Source organism: Phenylobacterium sp. (assembly GCF_030654915.1).
Classification (GTDB): Bacteria; Pseudomonadota; Alphaproteobacteria; order Caulobacterales; family Caulobacteraceae; genus Phenylobacterium.
Genome location: NZ_JAURWM010000071.1, coordinates 1 through 26,056, shown reverse-complemented (window position 1 = coordinate 26,056; position 26,056 = coordinate 1). Strand labels below are relative to the sequence as shown.

Genomic DNA, 26,056 nt, shown 5'->3' with positions numbered 1-26,056 from the left:
CTCGCTCATGGAGCAGAAGATCACCCCGGCCTCGGCCAGCTCCTTCTTGAAGGTGGTGACCACCGAGACGCTGTCGAACACCGCATCGACCGCATAGCGCGGCGCGCCTTTCACGCCAGCCAGCACTTCCTGCTCGCGTAGCGGAATGCCCAGCTTGGCATAGGTCGCCAAGATGTCGGGATCGACCTCGTCCAGGCTGGCCGGGCCGACCTTTTCCTTGGGCGCGGCGTAGTAGTAGCTGTCCTGGTAGTCGATGCGCGGGAAGTAGACCTTGGCCCACTCCGGCTCTTCCATCGCCAGCCAACGCTCATAGGCGTCCAGCCGGTATTCCAGCATCCACGCCGGCTCGTTCTTCTTGGCCGAGATGAAGCGCACGATGTCCGGGGACAGGCCCTTGGGGGCGAAGTCCTGCTCGATGTCGGTGACGAAGCCGTGCTTGTACTTCTCGAGGCTTTCGACATGTTCGACGGTTTGTTTGACGGCTGCCATTACTCTAACTCCTCACGCCGCCGGCGCGCGGTGACGCGCGGCGTGACGGGAATGAACTTGTTCCCAGGCGGCGGCGAAGGCCGCCCAATCCTGCTCGGTGGTCGCCCACCCTCCAGAGACGCGGATGGCGCAGTTCGCCAGGTCGTCCAGGCCCATGGCGGTGAGCACATGGCTCGCCTTCACCTTGCCCGACGAGCAGGCCGAGCCGGCGCTGATCATGATCCCAGCCAGGTCCAGGGCCATCACCTGAAGTTCGGCGCCGTAGCCGGCGGCCGCGACACAAAGGGTGTTGGGGAGACGGGCGGCGTCCTCGCCGATCACCAGCGCGCCTTGCGCCTTGAGGCGTTCGGCGGCGGCGTCGCGCCAGGCGGCGTGAGTATCCTTGTCACGGAGCGAGGCCATGGCCGCGGCGCCGAAGCCAGCGATGCCGGCGACGTTCTCGGTTCCGGCCCGACGGCCACGTTCCTGCCCGCCGCCGTGCTGGCGACGCACCATGGTGGCGCGGGGCCCGAAGGTCAGCGCCCCCACCCCTTGCGGCCCGCCCAGCTTGTGGGCCGAGACGGCCAGGGTGTCGGCGCCTAGCGCGCGACTGTCAGTGATCATCTTGCCTGCCGCCTGGATGGCGTCGACGTGCAGCCAGCCCTCGGCGGCGCGCACGATCTCGGAGGCTTCACGAACCGGCTGGATGACGCCGGTCTCGTTGTTGGCCAGCATCAGGGCCACGAACGCTCGGCCGTCGGCGGCGTCCCAGGCGGCGAGCCGCGCGGCCAGCCAGTCCAGATCAGCGCGGCCGTCGGCGTTGACCGGCAGGTATTCCACCGCCGCGCCGCTGGCCTTGGCGCTTTCCAGCACGCTGTCATGCTCGATGGCGCTGACGATCAGGCGCTTGGAGCCGGTGGCGACCGCGCTCTCGATAGCCAGGGCGTTGGCCTCGGTGCCGCCCGACGTGAAGATCACGGTCGAAGCCGGACCACCGACCAGGGCGGCGACTTCGTTGCGGGCATGTTCGACGATCGCGCGGGCCGAGCGCCCGGCCGCATGCACGGACGACGGATTGCCGCCCACCGCGAAGGCCTGCGTCATGGCCTCGACCGCCTCGGGGCGGATCGGCGCGGTGGCGTTGTAGTCGAGATAAATGCCGCTCATGCCGCCCTCGACTCGGGGTCGGACAAGCGTCCGCTCACGAGATCCTCAAGCGAAACCGAAGCGAGATAGGTTTCGAGCTGACGGCCCATCTCTTCCCAGAGATCATGGGTCATGCAGCGCTCGCCCTTGAGCATGCAGCCCTTGCTCTTGCCGCAGCGGGTGGCGCGCAACGGCTCATCCACCGCCATCACGATGTCGGCGATGTTGGTGTTCACGGCCTCACGGGCCAGGCGATAGCCGCCGCCGGGTCCACGCAAGCTCTTGACCAGGCCGCGACGGCGCAGACGGGCGAACAGTTGCTCGAGATAGGAGAGCGAAATTTGCTGACGGGCGGCGATTTCGGCCAGGGTCACGGCGCGATCGCCCTCGGCCAACGCGGCCTGACGGCGCGCGAGATCGGCCATGGCCATCACCGCATATCGTCCCTTGGTCGAAAGGCGCATATCGCTCCGTATAGCCTCAGTGCTTTTTTTCGAGCTTTTGGCGCGGCCCGTATGGTACAGGCCCCGGCTTGCACGGGGCTTGTCGCCGGAACTGGCCGACGGTCGCGATCTAGGAAGACCAAGCGCGTTAGTCAAGTATTAGACGCTACGCCTGCTGAGAGGAATAGCATGCCAGAAGTGGTTCTGACCGGTGCGGCCGGGCGGATTGAAGGCCGGTACACCCCGGGCAAGAGCGAGACGGCGCCCATCGCGCTGATCCTGCATCCGCACCCGAAAGCCGGCGGGCAGATGAACCACCCGGTGGCGGTGCAGCTTTTCCACCTGTTCATGAAACGCGGCTTCTCGACCTTGCGGTTCAATTTCCGCGGCGTCGGTCGCAGCCAGGGTGAGTTCGATTCCGGCATCGGCGAGTTGGCGGACGCCGCCACGGCTCTCGATTGGTTGCAGACCAACAACCCGGCCGCCTCGCAGTGCTGGGTCGCCGGCTACTCGTTCGGCGCCTGGATCGGCATGCAGCTCTTGATGCGTCGCCCTGAAACGGACGGCTTCATCTCGGTCTCGCCGCCGACCAATATGTACGACTTCAGCTTCCTAGCGCCCTGCCCGGCCTCGGGTCTGATCCTGCACGGCGGCGCCGACACCGTGGTTCCGCCCGTCGAGGTCGAGCGCGTGGTCTCCAAGCTGCGCACCCAGAAGGGCATCATCATCGACCATGAGGTCGTCGACGGCGCCACCCACTTCTGGGCCGAGCATCTGCCGGAAGTCGAACGTCGCGTCGGCAGCTATCTCGACAAGCGGATCGAAGCCGACCCGATCTAGTCAGCAAGTCTCATCCCCAAGGGGATCAAAGCCGAGGCCGGCCACCGCCGGCCTCGGCTTTTTACTGTCAGCTCCCCGACTTCAGGTAGTCGAGCGCCATCAGGGCCTGGGCCCGCACGCCGGTTTCCATCGCGCGCTCATCGACGTCGAAGAACGGCGAGTGGTTGGCGCCCTTCGGGTTGCCGACGCCCAGGTGGTAGAAGAAGCCTGGGATCTCCTTTTGGAAGTAGGAGAAGTCCTCCGCACCCATGATGAAGTCGATGTCGTCCTTGACCTGGCCTTGGGCCGCGCGGGCCAGGGTCGGCTTCATCTGCGCAGTCAGGCCGCGATTGTTGTCGGTGACCGGGTTGGGCGTGCCCCAGTTGAACTTCGCGGTCGCGCCATAGCGCTCGGAGATCGAAGTCACGGCCTTTTCGGCGCGGGCGATGACGTCGGTGCGCATGCCCGGATCGAAGGTCCGCAGGGTGCCGGACATGGTCAGGTCTTCAGGGATGATGTTGTAGCGCAGCCCGCCGTGCAGGGTGGCGACGGTCAACACGGTCGGCGTCTTCGACACGTTCACCTGACGCGCGGCGATCTGGTTGAAGGCGGTGACGATGTCGGCGGTCAGCGAGGCCATGTCGATCCCGACCCAGGGGGTGGAGCCGTGGGCCTGCCGGCCCTTCAATTGGATTTCATAGCGGTCCGAGGCGGCCATCATCGGGCCAGGACGCCAGACGATGGCTCCGACGGGACCCGGGAAGACATGGAGGCCGAAGATCGCGTCCACCTTGGGACTCTTCAGCACGCCTTCCTTGACCATCAGCGGCGCGCCGCCCTCCTCGCCCATCGGCGGGCCTTCCTCGGCGGGCTGGAAGATGAAGACCACCGTGCCCTCGATCTGGTCCTTCATGCCCGCCAGGATCTCGGCCGTGCCCATCAGGATGGCGACGTGGCTGTCGTGGCCGCAGGCATGCATCACGGGCACGGTCTGGCCGTTGTATTGCGCGGTGACCTTCGAGGCGAACGGCAGACCTGTCTGTTCGGCGACCGGCAGGGCGTCCATGTCGGCGCGCAGCGCCACGACCTTGCCAGGCTTGCCACCCTTCAGGATGCCGACCACGCCGGTCTTGCCGACGCCAGTGCGCACTTCCATGCCCAGGGCGCGCAGATGGTCGGCGACGACCTTGGCGGTGCGGACCTCGCTGTTGCTAAGCTCGGGGTGCTCATGCAGGTCGCGGCGCCAGGCGATGACCTTGGGCTGCAGCGCCTTGGCCTTGGCGAACACAGCGGCGTCATAGGCCTTGGCCGCCGGAACCTGAGCCGGCGCGTCCTGCGCCTGGGCCGAACCCGCCATCACCAACGCCGCGGCGACACCCGCGAACCAAACCGCCTTGGACATATTTGCTCCTGCTTTAGATCGTCGGACGGGCGATGCGCCCGCCGGTCATGGGCGCCGGGGCGCCCGTGGTCTTGGGAAATGAGATCGGCAGTCCCCGGACCGTCCGGGCCGCCAGATAGGCGAAGGCCTCGGCCTCGATCGCGTCGCCGCGCCAGCCGTGATCCTCGGCGGTCGTCACCGGCACGCTCAGCCGCTCGGCGAAGGCCTTCATGATCTGCGGATTGTGCCGTCCGCCGCCGCAGACCACGAGCTCGGTGGGCGCGCCGCCCATCATGTCGAAGCCGAGCTTCAGGGCTTCGGCCGTGAACGCCACCAGGGTCGCGGCGGCGTCCTCGAGTTTCAGGTGCTCCAGCGAGGTGAGCGAGAAGTCGTACCGGTCCAGCGACTTGGGCGGCGGGGCCTGGAAATATGGATGGCCTAGCAGGCCGCGCAGCACGCCCTCGTCCACCTGTCCAACGCTGGCGTAGCGACCGCCGGCGTCGTAGCGACCAGCGCCGCGATCCTGGATCAGCAGGTCGATCATGCCGTTGCCGGGGCCGGTGTCGAAGGCCGCGATCTCATCGCCGCCAGCCCAAAAGGTGACATTGGCCACCCCGCCGACATTCAGCACCGCCAGAGGCGCGGAGAGGCCCGAGGCCCTGGCGCGGGCCAGATGATAGATCGGGGCGAGCGGCGCGCCCTCCCCGCCCGCCGCCACGTCGGCGGTGCGGAAATCGTAGGCGACCGGCACCCCGGTGGCGCCCGTCAGCCACTGGGCGTCGCCCAATTGCACCGTGCGGCCGACGCGGCCCTCTTGCGGGCGCTCGTGCAGCACGGTCTGACCGTGCATGCCGATCAGGTCGATTTGCGCCCAGGTCAGCCCATGCTCGGCCAGGAAGCCTTCGGCCGCCTCGAAATGCTCGCGAGCGACGGCGAGGGCAGCTTCCTGGAAGATCGCCGGCTCGGGCGCGCCACGCTCCCACTGCAACGCCTCGCGAGTCGCGGCCAAGGCGATGTCGCGAACCGCCTCGGTGAGCTTGCGGTCTCCGGCCGGTCCGAAAGCCGAAATCGTTTCTCCGTCAGTCTCCAGGATCGCCATGTCGCAGGCGTCGAGGGAGGTGCCGGTCATGAACCCGAGAACTCGCATGGAGCTTGACTGCCACGAGCTACGCGCCGTAGCTAGTCGCATGATCACCCGCGCCACCATCGCCGGCCGCTATTACCCCCTGCCCTAGAGCAGGCGCGGAACGATCCCTTGCGCCACCCCTTCAAGGTCGGCGCCGCATCTTCAGCAAATTGACGGTTTCCGGCCTTCCGCCGATCAGGAGCCTGTCAGATGTCCCTCGAAAATTCCGATGCCAGCGTGTTACAGCGCCCCATAGAATCCCAGCCGTTAGAAGACCGTCCCATGTCCGCTGTTCAGCCGTACAAGTCCTCGTTCCTGCAAACTATGCAGGAGCGTGGCTATATCCATCAGATCACCCATCCGGTGGAACTGGACGAGGCTGCGGGCAAGGGGCCGATTACCGCCTACATCGGCTTCGACGCCACCGCCTCCAGCCTGCACGTCGGCCACATGATCCAGATCATGATGCTGCGCCGGCTGCAGCAGGCCGGCCACAAGCCGATCGTGCTGATGGGTGGCGGGACCACCAAGGTCGGCGACCCGACCTTCAAGGACACCCAGCGCCCGCTGCTCACCGATGAGCAGATCAAGGCCAACATCGACAGCATGAAGGTCAGCTTCGCGCGCTTCCTGACGTTCGGCGACGGCCCGACCGACGCGGTCATGGTCGACAACGCCGAATGGCTGGACAAGCTCGGCTACGTGCAGTTCCTGCGCGACTACGGCGTCCACTTCACGATCAACCGGATGCTGACCTTCGACAGCGTCAAGCTGCGCCTCGAGCGCGAGCAGCCGATGACGTTCCTCGAGTTCAACTACATGCTGATGCAGGCCACGGACTTCCTGGAGTTGGAGCGTACTCACGGCTGCGTCCTGCAAATGGGCGGCTCGGACCAGTGGGGGAACATCATCAACGGCGTCGAGCTGATCCGCCGCGTCGATCAAAAGCCGTCGTTCGGCCTGACCACCCCCCTGCTCTCCACGGCCTCGGGCCAAAAGATGGGCAAGACGGTCGGCGGCGCGGTCTGGCTGAACGCCGACATGCGCAGCCCCTACGACTACTGGCAGTTCTGGCGGAACACCGAGGACGCCGACGTCGGCCGCTTCATGAAGCTGTTCACCGACCTGTCGATGGAGGACATCGCCCGCTACGAGGCCATGCAGGGCGCCGACATCAACGAGGCCAAGAAGGTGCTGGCCAACGAGGCCACGCGGATGCTGCACGGCGAGGAAGCGGCCCACGCCGCCGCCGAGGCCGCTCGCGTCGCCTTTGAGGTCGGCAGCGTCTCCGGCGACATGCCCACCTTCGAGATCGCGGCGGCCGACCTTGAGGCCGGCGTCATCCTCGCGGCCTTGGCGACCGACGCTGGCCTAGCCGCTTCGCGCGGCGAGGCCAGGCGTCTGGCCCAGGGCGGTGGTCTACGCGTCAACGACGCCGCCGAGGCAGACGCCAATCGCACGATCACCTCGGCCGATCTGGTCGACGGCGTCGTGAAGCTGGCGGCTGGCAAGAAGAAGATCGTTCTGGTGAAGCCCGTCTGACCGTCTTCCACTATCGTCATGGCCGGGCTTGTCCCGGCCATCCATAAACACCGATATTCGAGATAGCCTCCCCCGCCTTGTGTCTATGGATCACCGGGACAAGCCCGGTGATGACGAACTTGGCGAGGTTCAGCACCCGGGAGACAAGCCAATGTCCGAACTAGCTCCAGGCGCTCCCGCGCCCGACTTCGAACTGGCCGGCGCCAACGGCCCGCTGAAGCTCGCCGACTTCAAGGGCAAGGCGTTGGTGGTCTACTTCTATCCGAAGGACGACACCTCCGGCTGCACCAAGGAGGCCCAGGAGTTCACCGCCCTGGCCGCCGACTTCGCCACGGCCGGCGTCGCCCTGCTCGGCGTTTCCAAGGACAGCGTCGCCAGTCACGCGAAGTTTACAGCCAAGTACGCCCTCTCGGTTCCGCTGGCTTCGGACCCCGAAGGCGCGATGATCGAGCGCTACGGCGCCTGGGTCGAGAAGAACATGTACGGCCGCAAGTACATGGGCATCGAGCGCTCCACCTACCTGATCGACGCCGAGGGCAAGCTGGCCCGGGTCTGGCGCAAGGTGAAGGTTCCAGGCCACGCCGCCGAGGTGCTGAAAGCCGCCCAGGCCTTGCAAGCTTAAGCGTTGGGGCCTGCGGCCGGTCGCCGCAGACGCCCCCAATAGTCGCCTCCAGCGGAACCTCGGACTACGCGTTCCTGTTGTAGATTTGTCGCGACGTGTTGCGATCTGTGATTGGCGCGATCCCAAAGCCACGCCCTATCTAGCGGGGCCGTTCGGGTCTCGTTAACCAAACACGTCGATACTTGAAAGCGCCTCCGCTCGCACACGTTGCAGCGCGTTTGGCCTTGCGCGTTATCCAAAACTCATCGCATATCCGCGGCACCTTTAGTTCCGTAACCGATACGGTGAGCATGACACGCTTCGCGCGCCTCCGCCGATCGCTCGAAGAGCTATTCCCTGAGAGGCATCTCTACGTCCGTTCCGGCGGAGAAATGCGCTCGTTTGTCCTCACGTCCGGCCGTCAAATGGTGATCGCCGGCGGCGTCGCGGCCGGCGCTCTCTGGATGGGTGTCAGCACGGCGGCGATGATGGTCAACGCCATGGCCCTGTCGGGCCACGACCAGGAACTGGCCCGCATGCAGGCCAAGTCCGAGCGTCTGGTGGCCGACCGCGAGGCCCGCCTCAACAGCGCCGTGGCTCAACTCAACGCCAATGAAGGCGGCGTGGACGCCTTGGCCGTCACGGTCGAGCGCCGCCACGCCGCGCTCGCCATGCTGCTGACCGAACTCAAGGGTCAGCCTGGCGCCACCGCCGCCCTGACCCCGGCCATCGAGAAGGCCACCAACGCCCCGGCCGACGCCAGCCCGCTGCGCCGTATCGAAATGGTCCGCGCCGGACAGGAACGCCTGATCGACGCCGCCGACGATTTCGCCAAGACCCGCGCCGACCGGCTGCGCCTGGCGTTCCGTCTCGCGGGCCTGACCCCCTCGACCTACATGCCCAAGTCAGGCTCGCTTGGCGGCCCGCTGATCGAAGCCCGGGACCCGCGCGCCCTCGCCGCCGTCCTCGACGTGGATGAGGGCTTCGCCGAGCGCATCCAACACGCCGCGACCAATCTGTCCGAGGCCGGCTCCCTGGCCGAGGCGGCCACCAAGCTGCCCTTCGCCCGGCCGACCACCCTGACCCCGCAGACCAGCAGCTTTGGCGTCCGCTTCGACCCCTTCACGCGTCGCCCCGCCTTCCACTCCGGTCTCGACTTCGCCGGGGCGGCCAATACGCCGATCTATTCGACCGCGCCGGGCATCGTCTCGTTCACCGGCGTTCGTTCCGGCTATGGCAACACGGTCGAGGTTGACCACGGCCGCGGCTTCAAGACCCGCTACGCCCACCTGAACGGCATCGCCGTACAGCCAGGCCAGCGCATCGCGGTCGGTCAGCGCGTGGGCGCGATGGGCTCCACAGGGCGCTCCACCGGGCCGCACCTGCACTATGAGGTCTGGGTGAACGGTCGAGCCCAGAACCCCAATCGGTTCATAAAGGCTGGCGATCATGTTCTCCAAAACGGCTAAGCCCGAAAAGGCTTCCGTGAAGCCCGACGCGTCCCTGTCGGCACAGTCCAGCGATCCGGCCCGCAAGACGCCCCGCCCGGCCTCCCTGATCAGCGAAGACATCACCATCGAAGGCAGCATCGCCGGTGAAGGCGATCTGCATGTCGACGGCGTGATCCGCGGCGATGTCCGCATCGGCCACCTGACGATCGGTGAGACCGGCCATATCGAAGGCGCGATCCATGCCGAGACCGTCGAGGCTCGCGGCCGCATCATCGGCACGCTGACCGCCAAGCAGGTGCGTCTCCACGGGACCGCCTATGTTGACGGCGACATCACCCACGAACAGCTCTCGGTCGAGACTGGGGCCTTCTTCCAGGGCCGAAGCCTGAAGTTCCAGCGCCCCGTCCCGGTCGCCCTGGGCGCTCCCGACGAAGCCAAGACCGCCTAGAACGCTCTAGGCGGCGTTCTCGTAGGCGCCGTTCTTCAGCATCGGCGCGCAGTGGCTGGAGTTGAGGTCCAGCGCGATCTCGACGTCCATGGCGTGTTCACGCTCGATCAGTTCCTGGCCTGAGCGGCATCCGCGCAGGGTGTGGGCCAGATGCGGCTCGGCGCTCAGGAACGCGTCGCGCGCAACCTCCGCCTCAGGGTCCCCCGTCAGACCCAAGGCCGCGATAACCGCCCCTGCCCCCAATAGGTCCTCGATAGCCGGACGCAGGCTTCCGTCAGGCCAGCGTTCACCGGCCGGGATCACCGCGATCTGTCCGCCGTCGGCCAGGGCGAGGGCCTTGGCGGCGACCGCCTTGGCGTTGCGCAGGCACCCAGCCAGGACGCTGGCCCTGCCGCAGGCCAGCGACAGCCGCGACCCGTTGGGCGACGGCAGCAGCAGGCGCTCGCCGGGATTCAGCTTCATCAGGCTTGCGGGCGATAGGCTCAGTTGCCCACCGGCGCTACGGCTCGCCGCCAGCCGAACCCCCAGCCGTTCAGCCTCGGCGCGGGACGCATCCTCATCGCCATAGGGAAACGGATGAATGCGCGCATGGCGATGGACCGCCACATCCACGGCGGTCGAGAAGGACAGGACATCGACGATCACCATCACAGCAGCGTGATCGCGCAGAACTTCAACGCCGCTGAGCCCCCACTCGCAATGGACCCGTTGCATATCGCACCCGTGTTCTGTCAGCCTGACCGATCAGAACGCCACGTAGGTCGCAAAAGCAATGTCGCCCTACGCGCCGGCCTCGCGGGTGACCCCGACCCGCTGAGCCAGGGACGCCCCCATGAAGGCATCCAAATCGCCGTCCAGCACCCCTTGGGTATCGGAGGTCTCCACCTCGGTCCGCAGGTCCTTCACCATCTGATACGGCTGCAGGACATAGGAGCGAATCTGGTGGCCCCAGCCGATGTCGGTCTTCTGGTCTTCCAGGGCCTGGGCCTCAGCTTCGCGCTTCTGCAATTCCAGCTCATAAAGCCGGGCGCGTAGCATCTTCCAGGCTTCCTCGCGGTTCTGGTGCTGCGAACGCCCGGACTGGCAGGCCACGGCCACGCCGGTCGGAATGTGGGTCAGGCGGACAGCGGAGTCGGTCTTATTGATGTGCTGACCACCCGCGCCCGAGGCGCGATAGGTGTCGGTACGCACATCCGACGGATTGATCTCGATCTCGATGGTGTCGTCGACCACCGGATAGACCCAGACCGAGGCGAAGCTGGTGTGCCGCTTGGCCGCCGAGTCGTAGGGCGAAATCCGGACCAGGCGGTGAACGCCGGCCTCGGTCTTCAACCAGCCATAGGCGTTGGGGCCCTTGACCTGCAAAGTGACCGACTTGATCCCGGCCTGTTCGCCCGGGGTCTCTTCCAGGAAATCGACGCTCATGCCGTGGGCGTTGGCCCAGCGGCTGTACATGCGCAGCAGCATGCCGGCCCAGTCGTTGGACTCGGTGCCGCCGGCGCCGGAGTTGATTTCGACGAAGGCGTCGTTGCCATCGGCCTCGCCCGAGAGCAAGGCCTCGAGCTCGGCGCGCGCGGCGCGGTCCTTCAGACTCTTGAGCTGAGCGCGAGCTTCATCGAGAGAGGCTTCGTCGCCATCCTCGTCAGCCATCTCCGCATAACCTACTGCGTCGGCTAGATCACGCTCAAGCGACTGCACGGCCTCGATCTGGGCCGCCAGCTTGCTGCGTTCGCGACTGATCGCCTGCGCCGCCGCGGCGTTGTCCCACAGGGTGGGGTCCTCGACGCGGGCGTTCAGCTCGTCGAGCTTTCTTAGGGAAGGTTCCCAGTCAAAGTCGCCTCCTGAGCAGTTCAATCGACTGCTCGATGTCGGCCTTGGAGGCCTCGACATCCGCTCTCATGGGAATCTCCGAACCAGACGTGTTCTGGGGTCGCGGCAGATAACGCGCGGGGGGCCGGAAAACAATGGCCTCCCCGCAGATGGGTCGCTCGGGTCTAGAAGAGGCCGTTCATTTCATCCGACTTTTTGGGCGGCGCCGGAGGCGCGCCGGGCGTTGAGAGTTTCCCTTCGGGCCAGGCCTGGTTGTAGGGAACCGGCCCCTCCGACGGCGCGCCGCTCAGGACCGGGGCCGCCACGCGCGGCTCGGTGCCCGGCCGGAAGGCTTCGCGGATGCCGCGGACATAGGCGAACTTGGCGTTCTTCGGCGCCTTGAACTCTTCCTTGGGCAGGTCCTTGGTCGCCGCGGCCATGAACTCGATGAAGATCGGAACGGCGGCGGTGGTCCCCGTCTCGCCATTGCCGAGGCTGCGATTGTCGTCGAAGCCCACGAAGATCCCCGCCACGATCTGCGGCGTGAAGCCGACGAACCAGGCGCTGCGGTACTCGTTGGTGGTGCCGGTCTTGCCACCGACCGGCCGGTTCAGCACCAGGGCCGAGGTCGCTGTGCCCCGCTGCACCACGCCCTGCAGCATCGAGGTGACCTGATAGGCAGTGATCGGATCCATCACCTGCTCGCCGCCCGGCGGGATACGGGGGCTCTCATCGCCATTGAATCCGACGTCGCAGCGCGGACAATCGCGCTTGTCGGCCCGGAAGATGGTCTCGCCGTTCCGGTCCTGGACCAGTTCGATCAAGTGTGGCTCGATCCGCCGGCCGCCGTTGACGAAACTGGCATAGGCCGCCGTCAGCTTGAACGGCGTGGTTTCCCCTGCCCCCAACGCCATGGCCAGAACCTTGTCCATCTTCTTGACCACGCCCAGCCTCACGGCGAGGTCGCTGATCTTGGTCATGCCGACTGATTGCGCCAGCCGCACCGTCATCGCGTTACGCGACAGCTCCAGGCCGCGGCGCAGGGTCAGGGCGCCGTAGTATTTGCGATTGTAGTTTTCGGGCGTCCAGGTCTCGCCGGCGCGGGCGCCCTTCAGGGTGATGGCCGAGTCCATGACGATGCTGGCCGGGGTGTAGCCGTTCTCCAGCGCGGTGGCGTAGACGATCGGCTTGAAGGCCGAGCCAGGCTGGCGCATCGCCTGGGTCGCGCGGTTGAAGCTCGACAGCGAGAAGGAATAGCCGCCGACCATCGCCAGCACGCGGCCCGAATGCGGCTCCATCGCCACCAGTGCGCCGTTGACCTGCGGGACCTGCCGCAGGCGGAAGCCGCCGCCCGGCGCCGGCTCCACGAAGATCAGGTCGCCGGACTTCAGTCCCTTGCCGGCACGCGCCCAGGCCACGTCCTGGCTGACGATCGAACCGGTCGCGCCGCCCTCGGCGACCTTGACCCGGACATTGCCGCCCGAGGCCTCGGTGACCAGGGCCGCGCGCCAGTCCCGACGCTCCGAAGGCGGAGTCTTCTTTTTGGCGACCGCTTCCCAGCCGTCCGCCGTCTCCACCCGCGCCCACGCGCCGCGCCAGCCATGACGGCGGTCGTACTGCTCAAGACCGTTCATCAACGCCACTCGGGCTGCGGTCTGCAGCTCCGGGTCGAGGGTGGTGCGCATGTAATAGCCGCCCTCGTTGAGGCGCTGGCCCAGCGTGGCCAAGCCACGACGGCGCACTTCCTCGACGAAGAAGTCGGCGTCGCGGTACTTGGCCCGTGACGGCGCCTTCTGGACCTTCAGGTCTTCGCGCTTGGCCGCTTCGGCCTCGGCGCGCGTGACCCAGCCGAGATCAGCCATCTCGTCGAGGATCCAGTTGCGACGCGCCATCGCCTGCTGCTTGCGGCGCATCGGATGATAGTTGTCCGGGCCCTTCGGCAGCGCCGCCAGATAGGCCGCCTCGGCCAGGGTCAGGTCGGTGATCGACTTGCCGAAGTAGTTATAGGCGGCCGCCCCGACCCCATAGGACCGGTAGCCCAGCCAGATCTCGTTCAGATAGAGCTCGAGGATCTGCTCCTTGTTCAGCGTCTGCTCTAGACGCCCAGCCAGGATGCCCTCTTTCAGCTTGCGGCCGACGGTCGCATCGCTGGTCAACAGGACGTTCTTGGCCACCTGTTGGGTGATCGTCGAACCGCCTTCCAGGCGCCGGCCGTTGATCGCGTTCAGGACGTTCTTGGCCATGGCCCGCGTCAGGCCCATGGCGTCGACGCCGCCGTGCGAGAAGAAGTTGCGGTCTTCAGCCGCCAGGAAGGCCTGGGCCAACTGCGGGGGAATATTGTCGTAGGGAACGTAGATTCGGCGCTCGCGTGAGAACTCACCGATCAGCACGCCGTCCCAGGCATAGGCCCGCGTGGCCGTCGGCGGCCGATAATCCACCAGATCGCCCGCATCGGGCATGTCGTGGAACAGCCAGGCTGCATAGATCGCCGTGGCGAAGCCGGCCAAAGCGATAGCGCTCAGCACCGCTACGCCCGCGATCGCGATCCATCTACCCGGGGGATTCAAAACTGGCCGACCTCCGCGGGGGTGAACCCCAACCGAGCCCTCGGTCTAACGTGCATCGCGCCGGGCGCCAACGGCCCTGCGACAGCTTAGCGCGACGCCAGCTTGGTCGGTTGGCCGAAGTAGTCGTCGATGGCGTCACCGACGCTGCTCATCAACCGGTTGCGCCGGCTGGGGTCGCGCAGGACCGCCTCGTCCTCGGCGTTGGTGATGAAGCCCATCTCGAGCAGGACCGCCGGCACGTCGGGCGCCAGCAGCACGGCCAGTCCGGCCTCGCGATGGCTGCGGCGGAGCAGCGGCTGGTGATCGCTGACCCGGTTCAGCAGCACCTCGGCGAAGGACGCCGAGCGGTTGCGGGTCATGCGCTGTGTCAGGTCCAGCAGGATGGTCGACACGCCGTTATCGCCATGGCTGCCGGCCTGCATGAACCAGTCGTCCTTGCTGACGAACTTGGCCGAGCGCCCGATGGCGCGGTCGGCCAGGGTGTAGACGCTGGCCCCGCGCAGGCTGGGATCGCTGCCTGAATCGGCGTGCAAGGAGATAAAGAGATCGGCGTCGGCGCGCCGGGCGATTTGAACGCGGACGCCATGGTCGACATAGACGTCGGTGTCTCGAGTCATCACGACCTTATAACGGCCGGTCCGTTCAAGCTGAGACTTCAGCGCCCTGGCCGCGGCCAGGGTGACATCTTTCTCGTTGCCGTCCGCGCCGCGAGCGCCGGGATCCTTGCCGCCATGGCCAGCGTCGATGACGATGACCTTTTTCATCGGCAAGGCGGCCTTGGTCGGGCGCACGGGGGCCGAGAGGAACCGGGCCACACTCGACTCCGCCCGCGCGACGGCTGGCTCCGAGTGAGCCACTTGGGTCGCGGCCGGCGCCTTCGCCGCCAAGTCGATGACATAGCGATAGTTGCTGACGCCATCGGCCGGCGGCAGCAGGAAGCGGCGCTTGATGGTGGCGTCGGCCGCCAGGTCGAGGCGCAGGCGCGCGCCGCCTGGACCGTCATCCACCACCCAGGCCTTCACCAGGCCAAGGCCGCCGCCCTGCAACCCGCCGTCAATCGACACGCCAGGAAGGTTCACCACCACGCGGCGGTCTTCGGCCCCGTTCGAGGCGACCTTGCCCGAGGCCGAGCGGCTTAGATCAATGACGATGCGAGTTTCGGTGCGGTCGCCGCCGAGGCGGACCTTGAGAACGTCAGCGCCAGAACCAGCAGCTTGAGCTCCGGCGACAACAGCCAGGCAGCCGACAGCTGCGCCGACCAAAGCCAGCACGCTCTTTCTGCCTATCCTGAAGATGCCGCCCATTCCGCGCAGCCCCGCACTAAACTCAACTGTTCCTAATCCCCATATAGCTTCGTGCGACATGGACAAACGGTTAACCCCGTCCTCACACTTTCGATCTTGGTGCGGCGGCTTTCCTTTTTCCGTTCAGTGTTGCAATGTCCGCCCGCGCTGGAGTGCGCGCGCTTTGCGTCGCAAAGCCGCCTTCCGCGCGACAACCAGCTCGCGTTGGCCAATCGCCCTGTGGCGACCAACGCATCATCCGATCCGCGCCCAATGTTGAGCGCGCCTGGGAACACACTAATGGGCAGCGCCGCTCGAGCCCTCTTCCGGCCTACCGCTCGTCTTGTCGGCTTCGACAACGCGATGAGCGGTGGCGTGCGCGCCCTCCTGACAAACCGGCGGCGCCCGAGCCGAGAGTTCGCGGCGCGCCACGGAGACGTATTTAATGTCCAAGAAGATGCTCATCGACGCCGCGCACGCAGAAGAGACGCGTGTCGTGGTGATCGACGGATCCCGAGTTGAAGAGTTCGATTTCGAGAGCCAGAACCGCAAGCAGCTAAGAGGCAACATCTATCTCGCCAAGGTGACGCGCGTTGAGCCGTCGCTGCAGGCCGCCTTCATCGAGTACGGCGGAAACCGTCACGGCTTCCTGGCTTTCAACGAAATCCACCCGGACTACTACCAAATCCCGGTCGCCGACCGCGAAGCGCTGATGCGCGACGAGGCCGACGACGAGGACGATCATCACGAGGCGCGCTCGCGCTCGTCCGATGACGAGGATGAAGACGCCGACGACGCCGACGAAGACGACGTCATGGAAGAAGAAGTCGCCCGGCGCCGCCGGCGGCTGATGCGGAAGTACAAGATCCAGGAAGTGATCCGCCGCCGGCAGATCATGCTGGTTCAGGTCGTCAAGGAAGAGCGTGGCAACAAGGGCGCGGCCCTGACCACCTACCTTTCCCTGGCCGGCCGCTACGGCGTCCTCATGCCCAACACCGCCCGTGGCGGCGGGATCAGCCGCAAGATCACGACGATCACCGACCGCAAGCGCCTCAAGGGCGTCGTGCAGAGCCTGGACGTGCCGGAAGGCATGGGCCTGATCGTCCGCACGGCCGGCGCCAAGCGCACCAAGCCGGAGATCAAGCGCGACTACGAATACCTGCTGCGCCTGTGGGAGAATATCCGCGAGACCACCCTGCACTCGGTCGCCCCTGCCCTCATCTATGAGGAAGAGGACCTGGTGAAGCGCACCATCCGCGACCTCTACGACAAGGACATCGACGAGGTCTGGGTCGAGGGCGAAGCCGGCTTCAAGGAAGCCCGCGACTTCATGCGCATGCTGATGCCGTCACAGGCCAAGAAGGTGCAGCCGTACCGCGAGGCGACGCCGCTGTTCGTCAAGCATCGGATCGAGGACCACCTCAGCCAGATCTATTCGCCCGTCGTTCCGCTGCGCTCCGGCGGCTACCTGGTCATCAACCAGACCGAGGCCTTGGTCGCCGTCGATGTGAACTCCGGCCGCGCCACGCGCGAGCGGAACATCGAGGCCACCGCCCTCAAGACCAATATGGAAGCGGCCGAAGAGACCGCCCGCCAACTCCGCCTGCGCGACTTGGCCGGCCTGGTCGTCATCGACTTCATCGACATGGATGAGGCGAAGAACAACCGCGCCGTCGAAAAGAAGCTGAAGGATTCGCTGAAGGACGACCGCGCCCGCATCCAGATGGGCAAGATCAGTTCGTTCGGCCTGATGGAAATCAGCCGCCAGCGCCGCCGTTCGGGCGTGCTGGAAGGCACCACCCACGTCTGCGAACATTGCGCCGGCACCGGCCGCGTTCGTTCGGTCGAGTCCAGCGCCCTGGCCGCCCTGCGCGCCGTCGAGATCGAAGCCCTCAAGGGCGGCGGCGAGGCGACCCTCAAGGTTCCTCGCGCGGTCGGCCTCTATATCCTCAACGAAAAGCGCAGCCACTTGGCCCGCGTTCACGAAAAGCTTGGCCTGTTCATCACGATCGCGATCGATGACGCCCTGGCCCACGCCGACCATGAGATCGAGCGGACCTCCAGTGAGACCCGGCCCGAACATGCGCTGATTTCTCACAGTGCTCCGATCCACGCCTACGCTCCCGTCGACGACGACTTCGACGACGAGGCCTACGACGAGGAAGAGGAAGAACTCGAAGAGGAAGAAGAAGACGAAGAGGCGGTCGAGCGCGAGGCCACCGACGACGATCAGGCGGAGCAACGCCTGCAGGACAGCGAAGACGACAGCGAAGATCGCGGCGGACGCCGTGGCCGCCGCCGTCGTCGGCGTGGGCGCCGTGACGGAGAACCGCGTGAAGCGGCGCTCGCCGGCGCGCCTGCCGCCGCCAATGAGGAACCTGCTCGTACCGACGACACCGAGGACGACGGCCAGGGTGGCCGACGTCGCAGACGTGGTCGCCGTGGCGGTCGCCGCATGCGTGACGACGGTCGCCCGACCGACATCTTCTCCTGGACCCGTCCCTGGGTGCCGTATGGCGAAGATCCCTTCGTCTGGCACGATCCGGCCGAGGACTTCCCCGCGGCCCGCGCGCCCGCCCTGGTCGCCGCCAATGACGAGGCGCCCGTCGCCGAAGTTGCGGCTGCCTCGCCTGTCCTAAGCGCTCAGCCGGAGTACGACGGCGACATCTGGGTGGAACTGCCCGAGGTCGAGGAAAAGCCGAAAAAGGCTCGTTCGCGCCGTGGTCGCGGCCGTGGCAAGGGCGAGAGCGACGAGACGTCGGTCGAGGCCATCGCCGAAGCCGTGGCGGACGTCGCTGTCGAGGTTGAAGCCCAGCCGGAGCCCGAAGCCGAGCCCGCGCCGGAACCGGTCGTTGCTGTCGAGGCTCCGCCCGCCAAGAAGCCCCGCGCTCGCCGCACGAAGGCCTCTATCGCGGCTGAAGCGGCCGCGGCCGAAGCGGCGGCGGCTCCTGCTGAAGTGGTCGCCGAACCGGTGATCGAACCGGTCGTTGAAGTTGCGCCCGAACCCGCGCCTGAGCCGGAGCCCGCTCCGGCTCCGGAGCCGGTCGTGCGCGAACCCGACCCGGCGGAGATCACCTCCAAACCGGCGCCCGCGGCCCGCAAGGGCTGGTGGCGTCGCGGCTAGACCGCACATCGGAGAAACGGAAACCGGCTGCGTGCGCGCGCCGGTTTCCACTCCGCGTGAAGCGCGCTAGGTTTCTCTAATGGGGCTTGGGTGGGGGCGCTTGGAGTTATCTGGGATGGTATCCCCTGTCCGCTCGTTCTCCCGAATCGCGATGGCCGCCGTCGCAGCGCTAAGCCTTGCGCTGCCTCCGGTTCCGGCTCGCGCCGAAGACGGCGTCGCCCTGATCCGCGACACCGAAATCGAGGAGATCCTGCGCAAGGACTCCGAACCGATCTTCAAAGCCGCCGGAATTGATTCGTCCTCGATCGAAATCCTGCTGATCGGCGGCAAGGACATGCAGGCCTTCGCCGGTCCGAGCGTGATGGGCGTCTACACCGGCCTGATCCTGGAATCGGAGAACCCCAACCAGCTCCAGGGCGTCATCGCCCACGAGGTCGGCCACCTGGCCGCCGGGCACTCCGCTCGTTCGGGCGAGATGACCGCGGCGGGCATGAGGCCTTTCCTGCTGACCATGGGCCTGGGCGTGCTGGCCGCGCTCGCCGGCTCGGGCGAAGGAGCCGCGGGTCTGATCGGCAGCGCCAGCTATTTCGGCGCCTTGGGCGCCATGGGCTTTAGCCGCGAGCAGGAAAGCCGGGCCGACCAGGCCGGCGCGGCTATGCTTGAGCGAGCCGGCCTGTCGGGCAAGGGACTCGTCGAATTCTTTGACAACTTCCGCTACCAGGAGGTCTTCCAGGAAGCGCGGCGCTTCGCCTATTTCCGGTCTCACCCGCTGTCGTCGTCGCGGATCGAAACCCTGCGTCACCGGGTCGAGGAAAACGCTCACTACAATACGCCCGACACGCCTGAGGCGATCGCCGAACACAACATCATGAAGGCCAAGCTGGACGGGTTCCTGAACCCGACCGTGGCGATCACCAAGTACACGGAAAAAGACACGTCCTATCCGGCCCGCTACGCGCGGGCGATCGCCTATTATCAGATGAAGCAGCCCGACCAGGCGCTGAAGCTGATCGACGCCCTGCTGACCGAGCAACCGGACAATCCCTACCTCTGGGAGTTGAAAGGTCAGGTGCTCTTCGAGTTCGGCCGCGCCAAGGAGGCCGAAATGCCCCAGCGCAAATCGGTGGAGTTGAAGCCGGACGCGCCGCTGCTGCGCATCAATCTGGGCCAAACCCTGATCGCACTAGATGACGACAAGAAGGTCGAGGAAGGCGTCGGCGAGCTTCGCAAGGCGCTAACCCAGGAACACGACAACGCCACAGCCTGGCGGATCCTGGCCCAGGCTTATGACAAGCAGGGCAAGGAGGGCTTGGCCCGCCTCGCCACCGGTGAGTACTTCTTCGCGCTCGGAGATCCCCAGCAAGCACGCGTCTTCGGCATGCGCGCCCGCGAGAAACTCGACAAGGACACGCCGGAATGGCGCCGCGCAACGGACATCGTCTTGACGTCAAAGCCCAGCAAGGACGACCTCAAGGATCTTGCCTCCGAAGGCTCGATCGCGGCACGTTCCTCACGCTGACGCTTCGCAAACCTCCACTTCTCACCTATTTGGCCTGCATGACCATGACCACTCGCGCGGCTCTCGCGCTCTGCGCCGCTCTCGCCCTGCCGCTCACCGCCTGTGCGAAGAAGCCCGATGACGACTTCGGCCAGAAGGTGCGCACCTATCTGCTCGCCCATCCCGAGGTGATCGAGGAGGCCGTGCAGAAGCTGCAAGAGAACAAGCAAGCAGCCGTCGCCGAAGCCGCCAAGGCCTCGCTGGGCAAGTACCGCACCCAGCTCGAACGCGATCCGCGCGACTTCGTGGCCAATCCGGACGGTAAGATCACCGTCGTCGAGTTCTTCGACTACCGCTGCGGCTACTGCAAGGTCAGCGCCCCCGAGATCCTGAAGCTGATCGCCGAGAACCCTGACGTCCGCTTTGTGTTCAAGGAATTTCCGATCTTTGGCGGCGAATCGAATCTGGCCGCCCAGGTCGCCCTGTCCGAACCGGCCAAGCCTAAGACCCTCAAGCTGTTCGAAGCCTTCATGGCCGAGAAGGCCCTGGACGCCAACTCGATCGACCGTCATCTGCGCGCCGCTGGCGTCGACCCCGCCGCCGCGAAGGCGGCCGGCGCCTCCGAGGCCGTCCAGAAGCATATCGCCGACACCCGGGCCCTGGCGCAGGCGCTGGCCATCGAAGGCACGCCGGCCTTCATCATCGGCGACCATATCGTCCCTGGCGCCGATATGGCGGCTGTGCGCGCAGCCATCGCCGAGGCCAAGACCGGCAAGTTGAAGACCGTACCGGACGTGAAGCCGTCGTAGCCATCCACTCCGAAACTCAGGCTTCCCGCCATTTGACGACACCGCTAGGCTCTCCCCAGGGAACTTAGGGAACAGTCCGTCCAGCAACGGGGGAGCCTGAGTAGGAAAATGCACGAACGTGTATTGGTGATCGGGGCCGGGATCGCCGGATTGTGCACGGCGCTCGCCCTGGCGCCGACCGGACGCGACATCGTAATCCTGGAGCGCGACCCGCCTCCGCCGACCGGGGGGCCGGACGAAGCCTTCCAAGACTGGAGCCGACGCGGCGTCGGTCATCTGCGGCACAGCCACGCCTTCCTGGCCCGGCTGCGAACCATCATCAAGACCGAGCATCCCGAACTGCACGCCGATCTTTTGCGGGCCGGATGCCGCGAGCTCGGCTTTGACCGGATGCTCACCGACCTCCATCGCGCCGACTATCGGCCTCGCGCGGAGGACCGCGACTTCGTGGTGCTGACGAGCCGCCGCACCACCTTGGAACTGGTGATCCGCCGTTACGTCGAGCACCACCCCAATGTGCGAATCGTGTCTGAGACCTTCGTCCGAAAGCTGCTCACCCAACTAACGCCGGAGGGTCTGCGGGTGGTCGGCGTTTCGGTGACCGATGCGGCGGGCGCGCGAGACGTCATCGGCGACATCGTGATCGACGCCGGGGGCCGCACCTCGTCTGGGATCGAACAACTCGTCGAAGAAGGCGCTGCGATCACCGAGGAGAGCGAGAGCACTGGCATCATCTACTTCACCCGCCACTTCCGGCTGCTGCCAGGCGTGGAAGAACCTCGCACAAAGGCTCCCAGCACGGGCGACCTGGGCTTCCTCAAGTTTGGTCTGTTCCCAGGCGACAACGGCTGCTTCTCCATCACGATCTGCGTGCCCGAGGTCGAACTCGAACTGCGCAAGGCCATGGTGAAACCCGAGGTCTTCCAAACGGTCTGCACCCGCATCCCCGGCCTGCTCCCATGGATCGACCCAGCGGTGTCCGAAGGAGTCGGCCGCGTCTATGGCATGGGCGAACTCAACAGCCGCTGGCGAGACATCAGCGGCGATGGAACGCCGGCGGTGCTGGGCTACTTCGCCATCGGCGACAGTTTGGTGCGAACCAATCCGCTCTATGGGCGCGGCTGCTCGTTCGCGGCGGTCAGCGCTTATCTATTACGTGACGTCCTGGTCTCGACCGAGGACGCCGGAACCCGGGTCACGGAGTATCAGGAACGGGTGACCGCCGAGTTGCGCCCCTATTACCTCAACATGCGCGACCAGGATCGCTCCGCCATCCGCCGCGCCAAGCAGAACCTGACGCCAGGCTATCGCCCCAGCATCAAGAGCCGGGTTCTCAAGAGCTTCCTGGAGGACGGCGTCAACATCGCCGTCCGCTCAGACGCCAACTTGCTGCGCGAGGCCCTGCGCGGCTTCCACATGCTGGAGCATCCGTCCGCTTGGCTGAAGCGGCCGGACAATATCGCCAAGATCATGCGCTATTGGGCCACCCGCCGCGCGCTGAAGGCGCACGCCTATCCGCCTAAAGCAGGGCCGGGCCGTGTGGAGCTGATGCAGGGCGTCGGCCTCTCGCCGGAGGCCGACATGATCAAGGCTGCGGCCTAGCCGTCGGCGTTGTTGAACAATCCGCCTTGAGCCATCTGATCTCGGGTGGCCTCGGGCGCCAGGGTCGCGGCCTTGTCCAGCTCGACCAATTCCGGCGGGACGTACCAGTGCAGGGTGTCGGCGTGGTAGGCCTCCCACACCACCTTGGCGATTTCGACCGGCGCGATGGCGCGGAACATGCCGTCCTTGGGCGCGCCGGCGGCGACGCCTGGCGGCAGAATGGGCGTGTCGATCACGCCTGGCAGGACGTCGGCTACCCGCACGCCGTAGGCCTTGAACTCCACCGACAGGGCTTCCGACAGCCCCTTCACGGCGTGCTTGGTGGCCGAGTAAACTGCGATATTGGCCATCCCGAACGTCGCTGACGATGACGAGGTGGTGAAGCACAGTGAGTTCGGCGTGGCCTTCAACAGGCCGATCGCCTCGTGGATGCCGATCAGCACGCCCATCAGGTTGACCTGAACGACCGCGATCACATCCTCGAAGGGCTGCTCGGCGAACGGCCCTCCCCGGCCGATCCCCGCATTGTTGAACAGCAGGTCCAGCTTGCCTTCCGTCGCGGCCGAAAAATCGGCCAGCGCCGCGCGGTAGTCCTCGCGGTCGGTGACATCCAACGGGCGGACCAGGCAATTGCCCGCTCCGAGTTCGGACTTCAGCGCCGCGAGCCCGGCCTCGTTGACGTCATAGCCGCCGACGAACCATCCCTTGCCGGCGAACAGTCTGGCGGTCTCCAGGCCCATGCCGGAGGCCGCTCCGGTGATGAAAATCGACTTTCGTCCGTTCGCCTGGCTCATCGCGCTTCCCTTTTCCTCAGGCGCGCGGTGTCATCCCGCGCTGCTTCAGGCGCCACACCAGCACATCGAAGCGGTCTTGTCCGAAGAAGGGTTCGTCCTCGAACACCATGGTCGGCACGCCCCAGTGGCCCGCCTCCCGGTGCGCGTCCTGGCTGGCCTCGATCTCCGCGGCGATCCCCTCGGCCTGGCCCTCGGCCGCGCTGGCCAGCAGATCCATGTCGAGCCCAGCGCGGCTGATCGCCTCGCGCAGCTGGTCGCCCTCGTTCCAGGGGCGCTCGCCGCCGCGCCAGATCAACCGGCTCACCTCGTCATAGAAGGCCAGGCCTTGCGGCGTGCGGCCGGCCAGCACGCCGAGCGGCATCAGCAGGTCCAGGTGGGGCTGGTCTGGCGCCCCGTTCAGGGTGGCGTAGTCCACGACCACGGGATCGGGCTTAGGCCAGGCCAGCGGCAGCTCCAGGAAGTCCGCCAACCGCCGGATGTCACGCATCAGATAGGGGATGAACAGCGGGTCCTGCTTGGTGAAGAACCCCTCCGAACGCACCGCCAGCGGGTAAACCGGACGCATCCGGACGTCGACGTCGTAGGTTTCCGCCAATTCCCGCAGGCGCGGGGTCACCAGATAGGAATAGGGACTGCGGAAGGACCAGAAGACGTCGACGCTCAGGGTCATCAAATCAAGCCAGCTAACGGTGAGGATGGCTCAGCATACATACGTTTTGGCATGCGTCCTGCCAAAAACGATTCCCGGCCGGCGATGACCGCGTGCCTCATCGCATTGGCCATGCGAATCGGCGACTTGGCTCCCGCGATGGCGGTGTTCATCAGGACAGCGTCGCAGCCCGTCTCCATGGCCAGCACCGCGTCCGACGCCGTGCCGACACCGGCGTCGACCAGCACCGGGACCTTCGACTGCTCGATGATCAGACCCAGGTTCAGGAAATTCTGGATCCCCCGGCCCGACCCGATCGGCGCGGCGGCCGGCATGATCGCACAGGCCCCGGCGTCTTCCAGCTTCTGCGCGTAGACCGGATCGTCGCTGCAATAGACCATCACCTGGAATCCATCCGCCACCAGCAGCTTCAGAGCCCGCAGGGTTTCTTCCATGTCCGGCAGCAGGTGCTTGGTGTTGGACAGCACCTCCAGCTTCACCAGGTCCCAGCCACCCGCCTCGCGCGCCAGGCGCAGGGTGCGAATCGCATCCTCGCCGGTGAAGCAGCCGGCGGTGTTCGGCAGGAAGGTGAAGCGCTCGGGGCTCACATAGTCGACCAGCATCGGCTGGTTCGGATCGCTGAGGTTGACCCGGCGCACCGCGACCGTGACGATTTCAGCCCCGGCCGCCTCGGCGGCGGCGGCGTTCTCGGCATAGTCCTTGTATTTGCCGGTGCCGACGATCAGGCGCGAAGTGAAGGTCCGGCCCGCTACGGTCCACGTGTCGTCCCGCTGGATAGACCCGTCCATGTCAGCCACCTCCGATAAAATGCACAATCTCGATCCGGTCGCCGTCGGCGATCGCGGTCTGCAAATAGGCCGAACGCGGCACGATCTCCAGATTGCGTTCGACCGCCACCTTGCGTGCGTCCAGGCCCAGTTCGGCCACCAGGGCGGCCACGGTCGACAGGGCTCCGAAGGCCCGTTTTTCGCCGTTTATGGTCAGCGTCATGACGTCCTCGTGAAGCTTGAAGTTCCCGAATGCTTGTGACCCCCGCCGCCGACCGTTACAAGACGGCGGAATCGACGGCGGAGCCGAATGTCGAAACCGATCTATGTGCTTAGCGGGCCCAACCTCAACCTCTTGGGGGTCCGGGAGCCGGAGATTTACGGGAAAGAAACGCTGGAGGACGTCCGCACACGTTGCGAGCGTCGCGCCGGCGCCCTTGGTTATGCCGTGATCTTCCGCCAATCCAACCATGAGGGCCAGCTGATCGACTGGGTGCAGGAGGCTCGAACAGAGGCCTGCGCCCTGGTGATCAACCCGGCGGGATACGGACACACGTCCGTCGCCCTGCTGGACGCCCTCAAGACGCTCGATATCCCGATTGTCGAGTGTCACCTCTCGAACCCGGCGGCGCGCGAGACGTTCCGTCGCGAAACCTTTGTCTCCCTGGCCGCGACCGGAGTTGTCTCCGGTTTCGGCGGGGCAAGCTATGAACTGGCCGTCGAGGCCGCAGCGGGCCTGGCCCGCTAAGCCTCAACCCAAGTTAAGGAATAGAATATGGCTAGCAGTCCCAAGGCTCCTGCCGATCCGATCGACGCCCGCATGGTGCGCAAGCTGGCCGACATCCTCACCGATACCGGCCTGTCGGAAATCGAAGTCGAGTGTGATGGACTGAAGATCCGCGTGGCCAAGACGCTGACCGCGGCCCCGATCCAATACGCCGCCGCCGCGCCGGCCCCCGTCTCCGCGACCGCTGCGCCCGCCGCCGCGGCTCCGGCCGGTGAGGCCGCCGCACCGGTTCGAAAGGGTGACGTCGTGAAGTCGCCGATGGTCGGCACCGTCTATCTGCAGCCGCAGCCCGACGCTCCGTCCTTCGTGAAGGTCGGCGACACGGTCAGCGCCGGTCAGACGCTGATGATCGTCGAAGCCATGAAGACCATGAACCCGATCCCCGCCCCCAAGGCCGGCAAGGTCGTGGAGATCATCGTCGAAGACGCCCAGCCCGTCGAATTCGGCGAGCCTCTGGTTGTCATCGAGTAGGATCGATGTTCGATAAAATCCTTATCGCCAATCGCGGCGAGATCGCCCTGCGGATCCATCGGGCCTGCAAGGAAATGGGCATCTCGACGGTGGCGGTCCACTCTGAGCGCGACGCCGGCGCCATGTGGGTTCGCCTGGCCGACGAGAGCGTCTGCATCGGCCCCGCATCCGCGGCCAAGAGCTACCTGAACATCCCCTCGATCATCGCCGCGGCGGAGATCACGGGCGCCCAGGCTATTCACCCGGGCTACGGGTTCCTGTCGGAAAACGCCCGGTTCGCCGAGATCGTGACCGCCCATGGCATGACCTTCATCGGCCCGACCTCGGACCACATCAAGATGATGGGCGACAAGATCACCGCCAAGCAGGCGGTGAAGGATGCGGGCATCCCCGTGGTGCCCGGATCCGACGGCGCCGTCACGACCGAGGAAGAGGCCTTCGCGGCCGCCC

The 26,056-nt window shown here is 66.2% G+C and carries 24 protein-coding genes and 1 pseudogene; 12 read left to right on the top strand and 13 right to left on the bottom strand.

Annotated features, from left to right (window positions below):
• The 3 genes and pseudogenes from Q7T84_RS03535 to Q7T84_RS03525 form a co-directional block, all read right to left on the bottom strand.
• Window positions 1–489 (bottom strand): annotated as a pseudogene (locus Q7T84_RS03535) (Fe-S cluster assembly protein SufB); the annotation flags it as partial.
• Between the two features lie 12 nt (window positions 490–501).
• Window positions 502–1,635: a cysteine desulfurase family protein gene (locus tag Q7T84_RS03530; protein WP_304806324.1), complete on the bottom strand. Its 1,134-nt coding sequence runs from the start codon at window positions 1,633–1,635 to the stop codon at window positions 502–504.
• On the bottom strand, window positions 1,632–2,078 hold the full coding sequence (locus Q7T84_RS03525) for an Rrf2 family transcriptional regulator (protein ID WP_304806323.1): 447 nt from the start codon (window positions 2,076–2,078) through the stop codon (window positions 1,632–1,634). Before Q7T84_RS03525 ends, Q7T84_RS03530 begins: the two co-directional genes overlap by 4 nt.
• 168 nt (window positions 2,079–2,246) lie before the next feature.
• Between Q7T84_RS03525 and Q7T84_RS03520 the strand changes: the two genes are divergently transcribed.
• Window positions 2,247–2,897, top strand: a complete 651-nt coding sequence (locus Q7T84_RS03520; protein WP_304806322.1) for an alpha/beta hydrolase — start codon at window positions 2,247–2,249, stop codon at window positions 2,895–2,897.
• 67 nt (window positions 2,898–2,964) lie between these two features.
• On the opposite strand, the gene Q7T84_RS03515 is transcribed toward Q7T84_RS03520, so the two are convergent.
• Together Q7T84_RS03515 and Q7T84_RS03510 are read right to left on the bottom strand one after the other, a co-directional pair.
• Complete coding sequence (locus tag Q7T84_RS03515) at window positions 2,965–4,278, bottom strand: amidohydrolase (protein WP_304806321.1); 1,314 nt, start codon at window positions 4,276–4,278, stop codon at window positions 2,965–2,967.
• A gap of 13 nt (window positions 4,279–4,291) precedes the next feature.
• Window positions 4,292–5,404, bottom strand: a complete 1,113-nt coding sequence (locus Q7T84_RS03510) for an anhydro-N-acetylmuramic acid kinase (protein WP_304806320.1) — start codon at window positions 5,402–5,404, stop codon at window positions 4,292–4,294.
• Window positions 5,405–5,593: 189 nt separating this feature from the next.
• Here Q7T84_RS03510 and tyrS point away from each other — a divergent pair, with 189 nt between their 5' ends.
• From tyrS to Q7T84_RS03490, 4 genes are all read left to right on the top strand, one after another.
• Complete coding sequence (tyrS, locus tag Q7T84_RS03505) at window positions 5,594–6,925, top strand: tyrosine--tRNA ligase (RefSeq protein ID WP_304806319.1); 1,332 nt, start codon at window positions 5,594–5,596, stop codon at window positions 6,923–6,925.
• A 151-nt stretch (window positions 6,926–7,076) separates the two neighbouring features.
• Window positions 7,077–7,547, top strand: a complete 471-nt coding sequence (locus Q7T84_RS03500; protein WP_304806318.1) for a peroxiredoxin — start codon at window positions 7,077–7,079, stop codon at window positions 7,545–7,547.
• Window positions 7,548–7,831: 284 nt separating this feature from the next.
• Complete coding sequence (locus Q7T84_RS03495; protein ID WP_304806317.1) at window positions 7,832–8,995, top strand: M23 family metallopeptidase; 1,164 nt, start codon at window positions 7,832–7,834, stop codon at window positions 8,993–8,995.
• 16 nt (window positions 8,996–9,011) lie between these two features.
• On the top strand, window positions 9,012–9,425 hold the full coding sequence (locus Q7T84_RS03490) for a polymer-forming cytoskeletal protein (RefSeq protein ID WP_370653612.1): 414 nt from the start codon (window positions 9,012–9,014) through the stop codon (window positions 9,423–9,425).
• Between the two features lie 6 nt (window positions 9,426–9,431).
• Here Q7T84_RS03490 and Q7T84_RS03485 read toward each other — a convergent pair whose 3' ends face one another.
• From Q7T84_RS03485 to Q7T84_RS03470, 4 genes are all read right to left on the bottom strand, one after another.
• Window positions 9,432–10,139: a 2-phosphosulfolactate phosphatase gene (locus Q7T84_RS03485; RefSeq protein WP_304806315.1), complete on the bottom strand. Its 708-nt coding sequence runs from the start codon at window positions 10,137–10,139 to the stop codon at window positions 9,432–9,434.
• 66 nt (window positions 10,140–10,205) lie between these two features.
• Window positions 10,206–11,325, bottom strand: a protein-coding gene (gene prfB / locus Q7T84_RS03480) for a peptide chain release factor 2 (protein ID WP_304806314.1) whose coding sequence is annotated in 2 segments (ribosomal slippage) — window positions 10,206–11,255 and window positions 11,257–11,325 — 1,119 coding nt in all. Because the reading frame shifts where the segments join, the coding sequence is not laid out codon by codon here.
• Between the two features lie 94 nt (window positions 11,326–11,419).
• Window positions 11,420–13,759 carry a penicillin-binding protein 1A gene (locus Q7T84_RS03475; protein ID WP_370653611.1) on the bottom strand — a complete coding sequence of 780 codons (2,340 nt, stop codon included), beginning with the start codon at window positions 13,757–13,759 and terminating at the stop codon, window positions 11,420–11,422.
• Window positions 13,760–13,887: 128 nt separating this feature from the next.
• Window positions 13,888–15,069 carry an N-acetylmuramoyl-L-alanine amidase gene (locus tag Q7T84_RS03470; RefSeq protein ID WP_370653613.1) on the bottom strand — a complete coding sequence of 394 codons (1,182 nt, stop codon included), beginning with the start codon at window positions 15,067–15,069 and terminating at the stop codon, window positions 13,888–13,890.
• A gap of 460 nt (window positions 15,070–15,529) precedes the next feature.
• On the opposite strand from Q7T84_RS03470, the gene Q7T84_RS03465 reads away from it, so the two are divergent.
• From Q7T84_RS03465 to Q7T84_RS03450, 4 genes are all read left to right on the top strand, one after another.
• Window positions 15,530–18,208 carry a ribonuclease E/G gene (locus tag Q7T84_RS03465; RefSeq protein ID WP_304806311.1) on the top strand — a complete coding sequence of 893 codons (2,679 nt, stop codon included), beginning with the start codon at window positions 15,530–15,532 and terminating at the stop codon, window positions 18,206–18,208.
• A 151-nt stretch (window positions 18,209–18,359) separates the two neighbouring features.
• Window positions 18,360–19,727, top strand: coding sequence for a M48 family metalloprotease (locus tag Q7T84_RS03460; protein WP_304806310.1), 1,368 nt, complete (start codon window positions 18,360–18,362; stop codon window positions 19,725–19,727).
• A 38-nt stretch (window positions 19,728–19,765) separates the two neighbouring features.
• Window positions 19,766–20,515 (top strand): DsbA family protein, encoded by a 750-nt coding sequence (locus Q7T84_RS03455; protein ID WP_304806309.1) that lies wholly within the window; start codon window positions 19,766–19,768, stop codon window positions 20,513–20,515.
• A 108-nt stretch (window positions 20,516–20,623) separates the two neighbouring features.
• Window positions 20,624–22,117, top strand: coding sequence for an NAD(P)/FAD-dependent oxidoreductase (locus Q7T84_RS03450; RefSeq protein WP_304806308.1), 1,494 nt, complete (start codon window positions 20,624–20,626; stop codon window positions 22,115–22,117).
• Here the strand turns inward: Q7T84_RS03450 and Q7T84_RS03445 are convergent.
• Genes Q7T84_RS03445 through thiS form a run of 4 tightly spaced genes read right to left on the bottom strand, consistent with a single transcriptional unit; the run spans window position 22,114 to window position 24,571 of the window.
• Window positions 22,114–22,911, bottom strand: coding sequence for an SDR family oxidoreductase (locus Q7T84_RS03445; protein WP_304806307.1), 798 nt, complete (start codon window positions 22,909–22,911; stop codon window positions 22,114–22,116). The two genes, Q7T84_RS03450 and Q7T84_RS03445, sit on opposite strands and share 4 nt — an antisense overlap.
• 16 nt (window positions 22,912–22,927) lie before the next feature.
• On the bottom strand, window positions 22,928–23,581 hold the full coding sequence (locus tag Q7T84_RS03440; RefSeq protein WP_304806306.1) for a 2-hydroxychromene-2-carboxylate isomerase: 654 nt from the start codon (window positions 23,579–23,581) through the stop codon (window positions 22,928–22,930).
• Window positions 23,581–24,369, bottom strand: coding sequence for a thiazole synthase (locus Q7T84_RS03435; RefSeq protein ID WP_304806305.1), 789 nt, complete (start codon window positions 24,367–24,369; stop codon window positions 23,581–23,583). The genes Q7T84_RS03440 and Q7T84_RS03435 overlap by 1 nt, the downstream gene beginning before the upstream one ends.
• A gap of 1 nt (window position 24,370) precedes the next feature.
• The gene (gene thiS / locus Q7T84_RS03430) at window positions 24,371–24,571 is read right to left on the bottom strand and encodes a sulfur carrier protein ThiS (RefSeq protein ID WP_304806304.1); all 201 of its coding nucleotides are present in this window, start codon (window positions 24,569–24,571) and stop codon (window positions 24,371–24,373) included.
• An 87-nt stretch (window positions 24,572–24,658) separates the two neighbouring features.
• On the opposite strand from thiS, the gene Q7T84_RS03425 reads away from it, so the two are divergent.
• The 3 genes from Q7T84_RS03425 to Q7T84_RS03415 form a co-directional block, all read left to right on the top strand.
• Window positions 24,659–25,096 (top strand): type II 3-dehydroquinate dehydratase, encoded by a 438-nt coding sequence (locus tag Q7T84_RS03425; protein WP_304806303.1) that lies wholly within the window; start codon window positions 24,659–24,661, stop codon window positions 25,094–25,096.
• 27 nt (window positions 25,097–25,123) lie between these two features.
• Window positions 25,124–25,606: an acetyl-CoA carboxylase biotin carboxyl carrier protein gene (accB, locus tag Q7T84_RS03420; RefSeq protein ID WP_304806302.1), complete on the top strand. Its 483-nt coding sequence runs from the start codon at window positions 25,124–25,126 to the stop codon at window positions 25,604–25,606.
• Between the two features lie 5 nt (window positions 25,607–25,611).
• A partial coding sequence (locus Q7T84_RS03415; protein ID WP_304806301.1) for a biotin carboxylase N-terminal domain-containing protein occupies window positions 25,612–26,056 on the top strand: 445 nt, incomplete at its 3' end.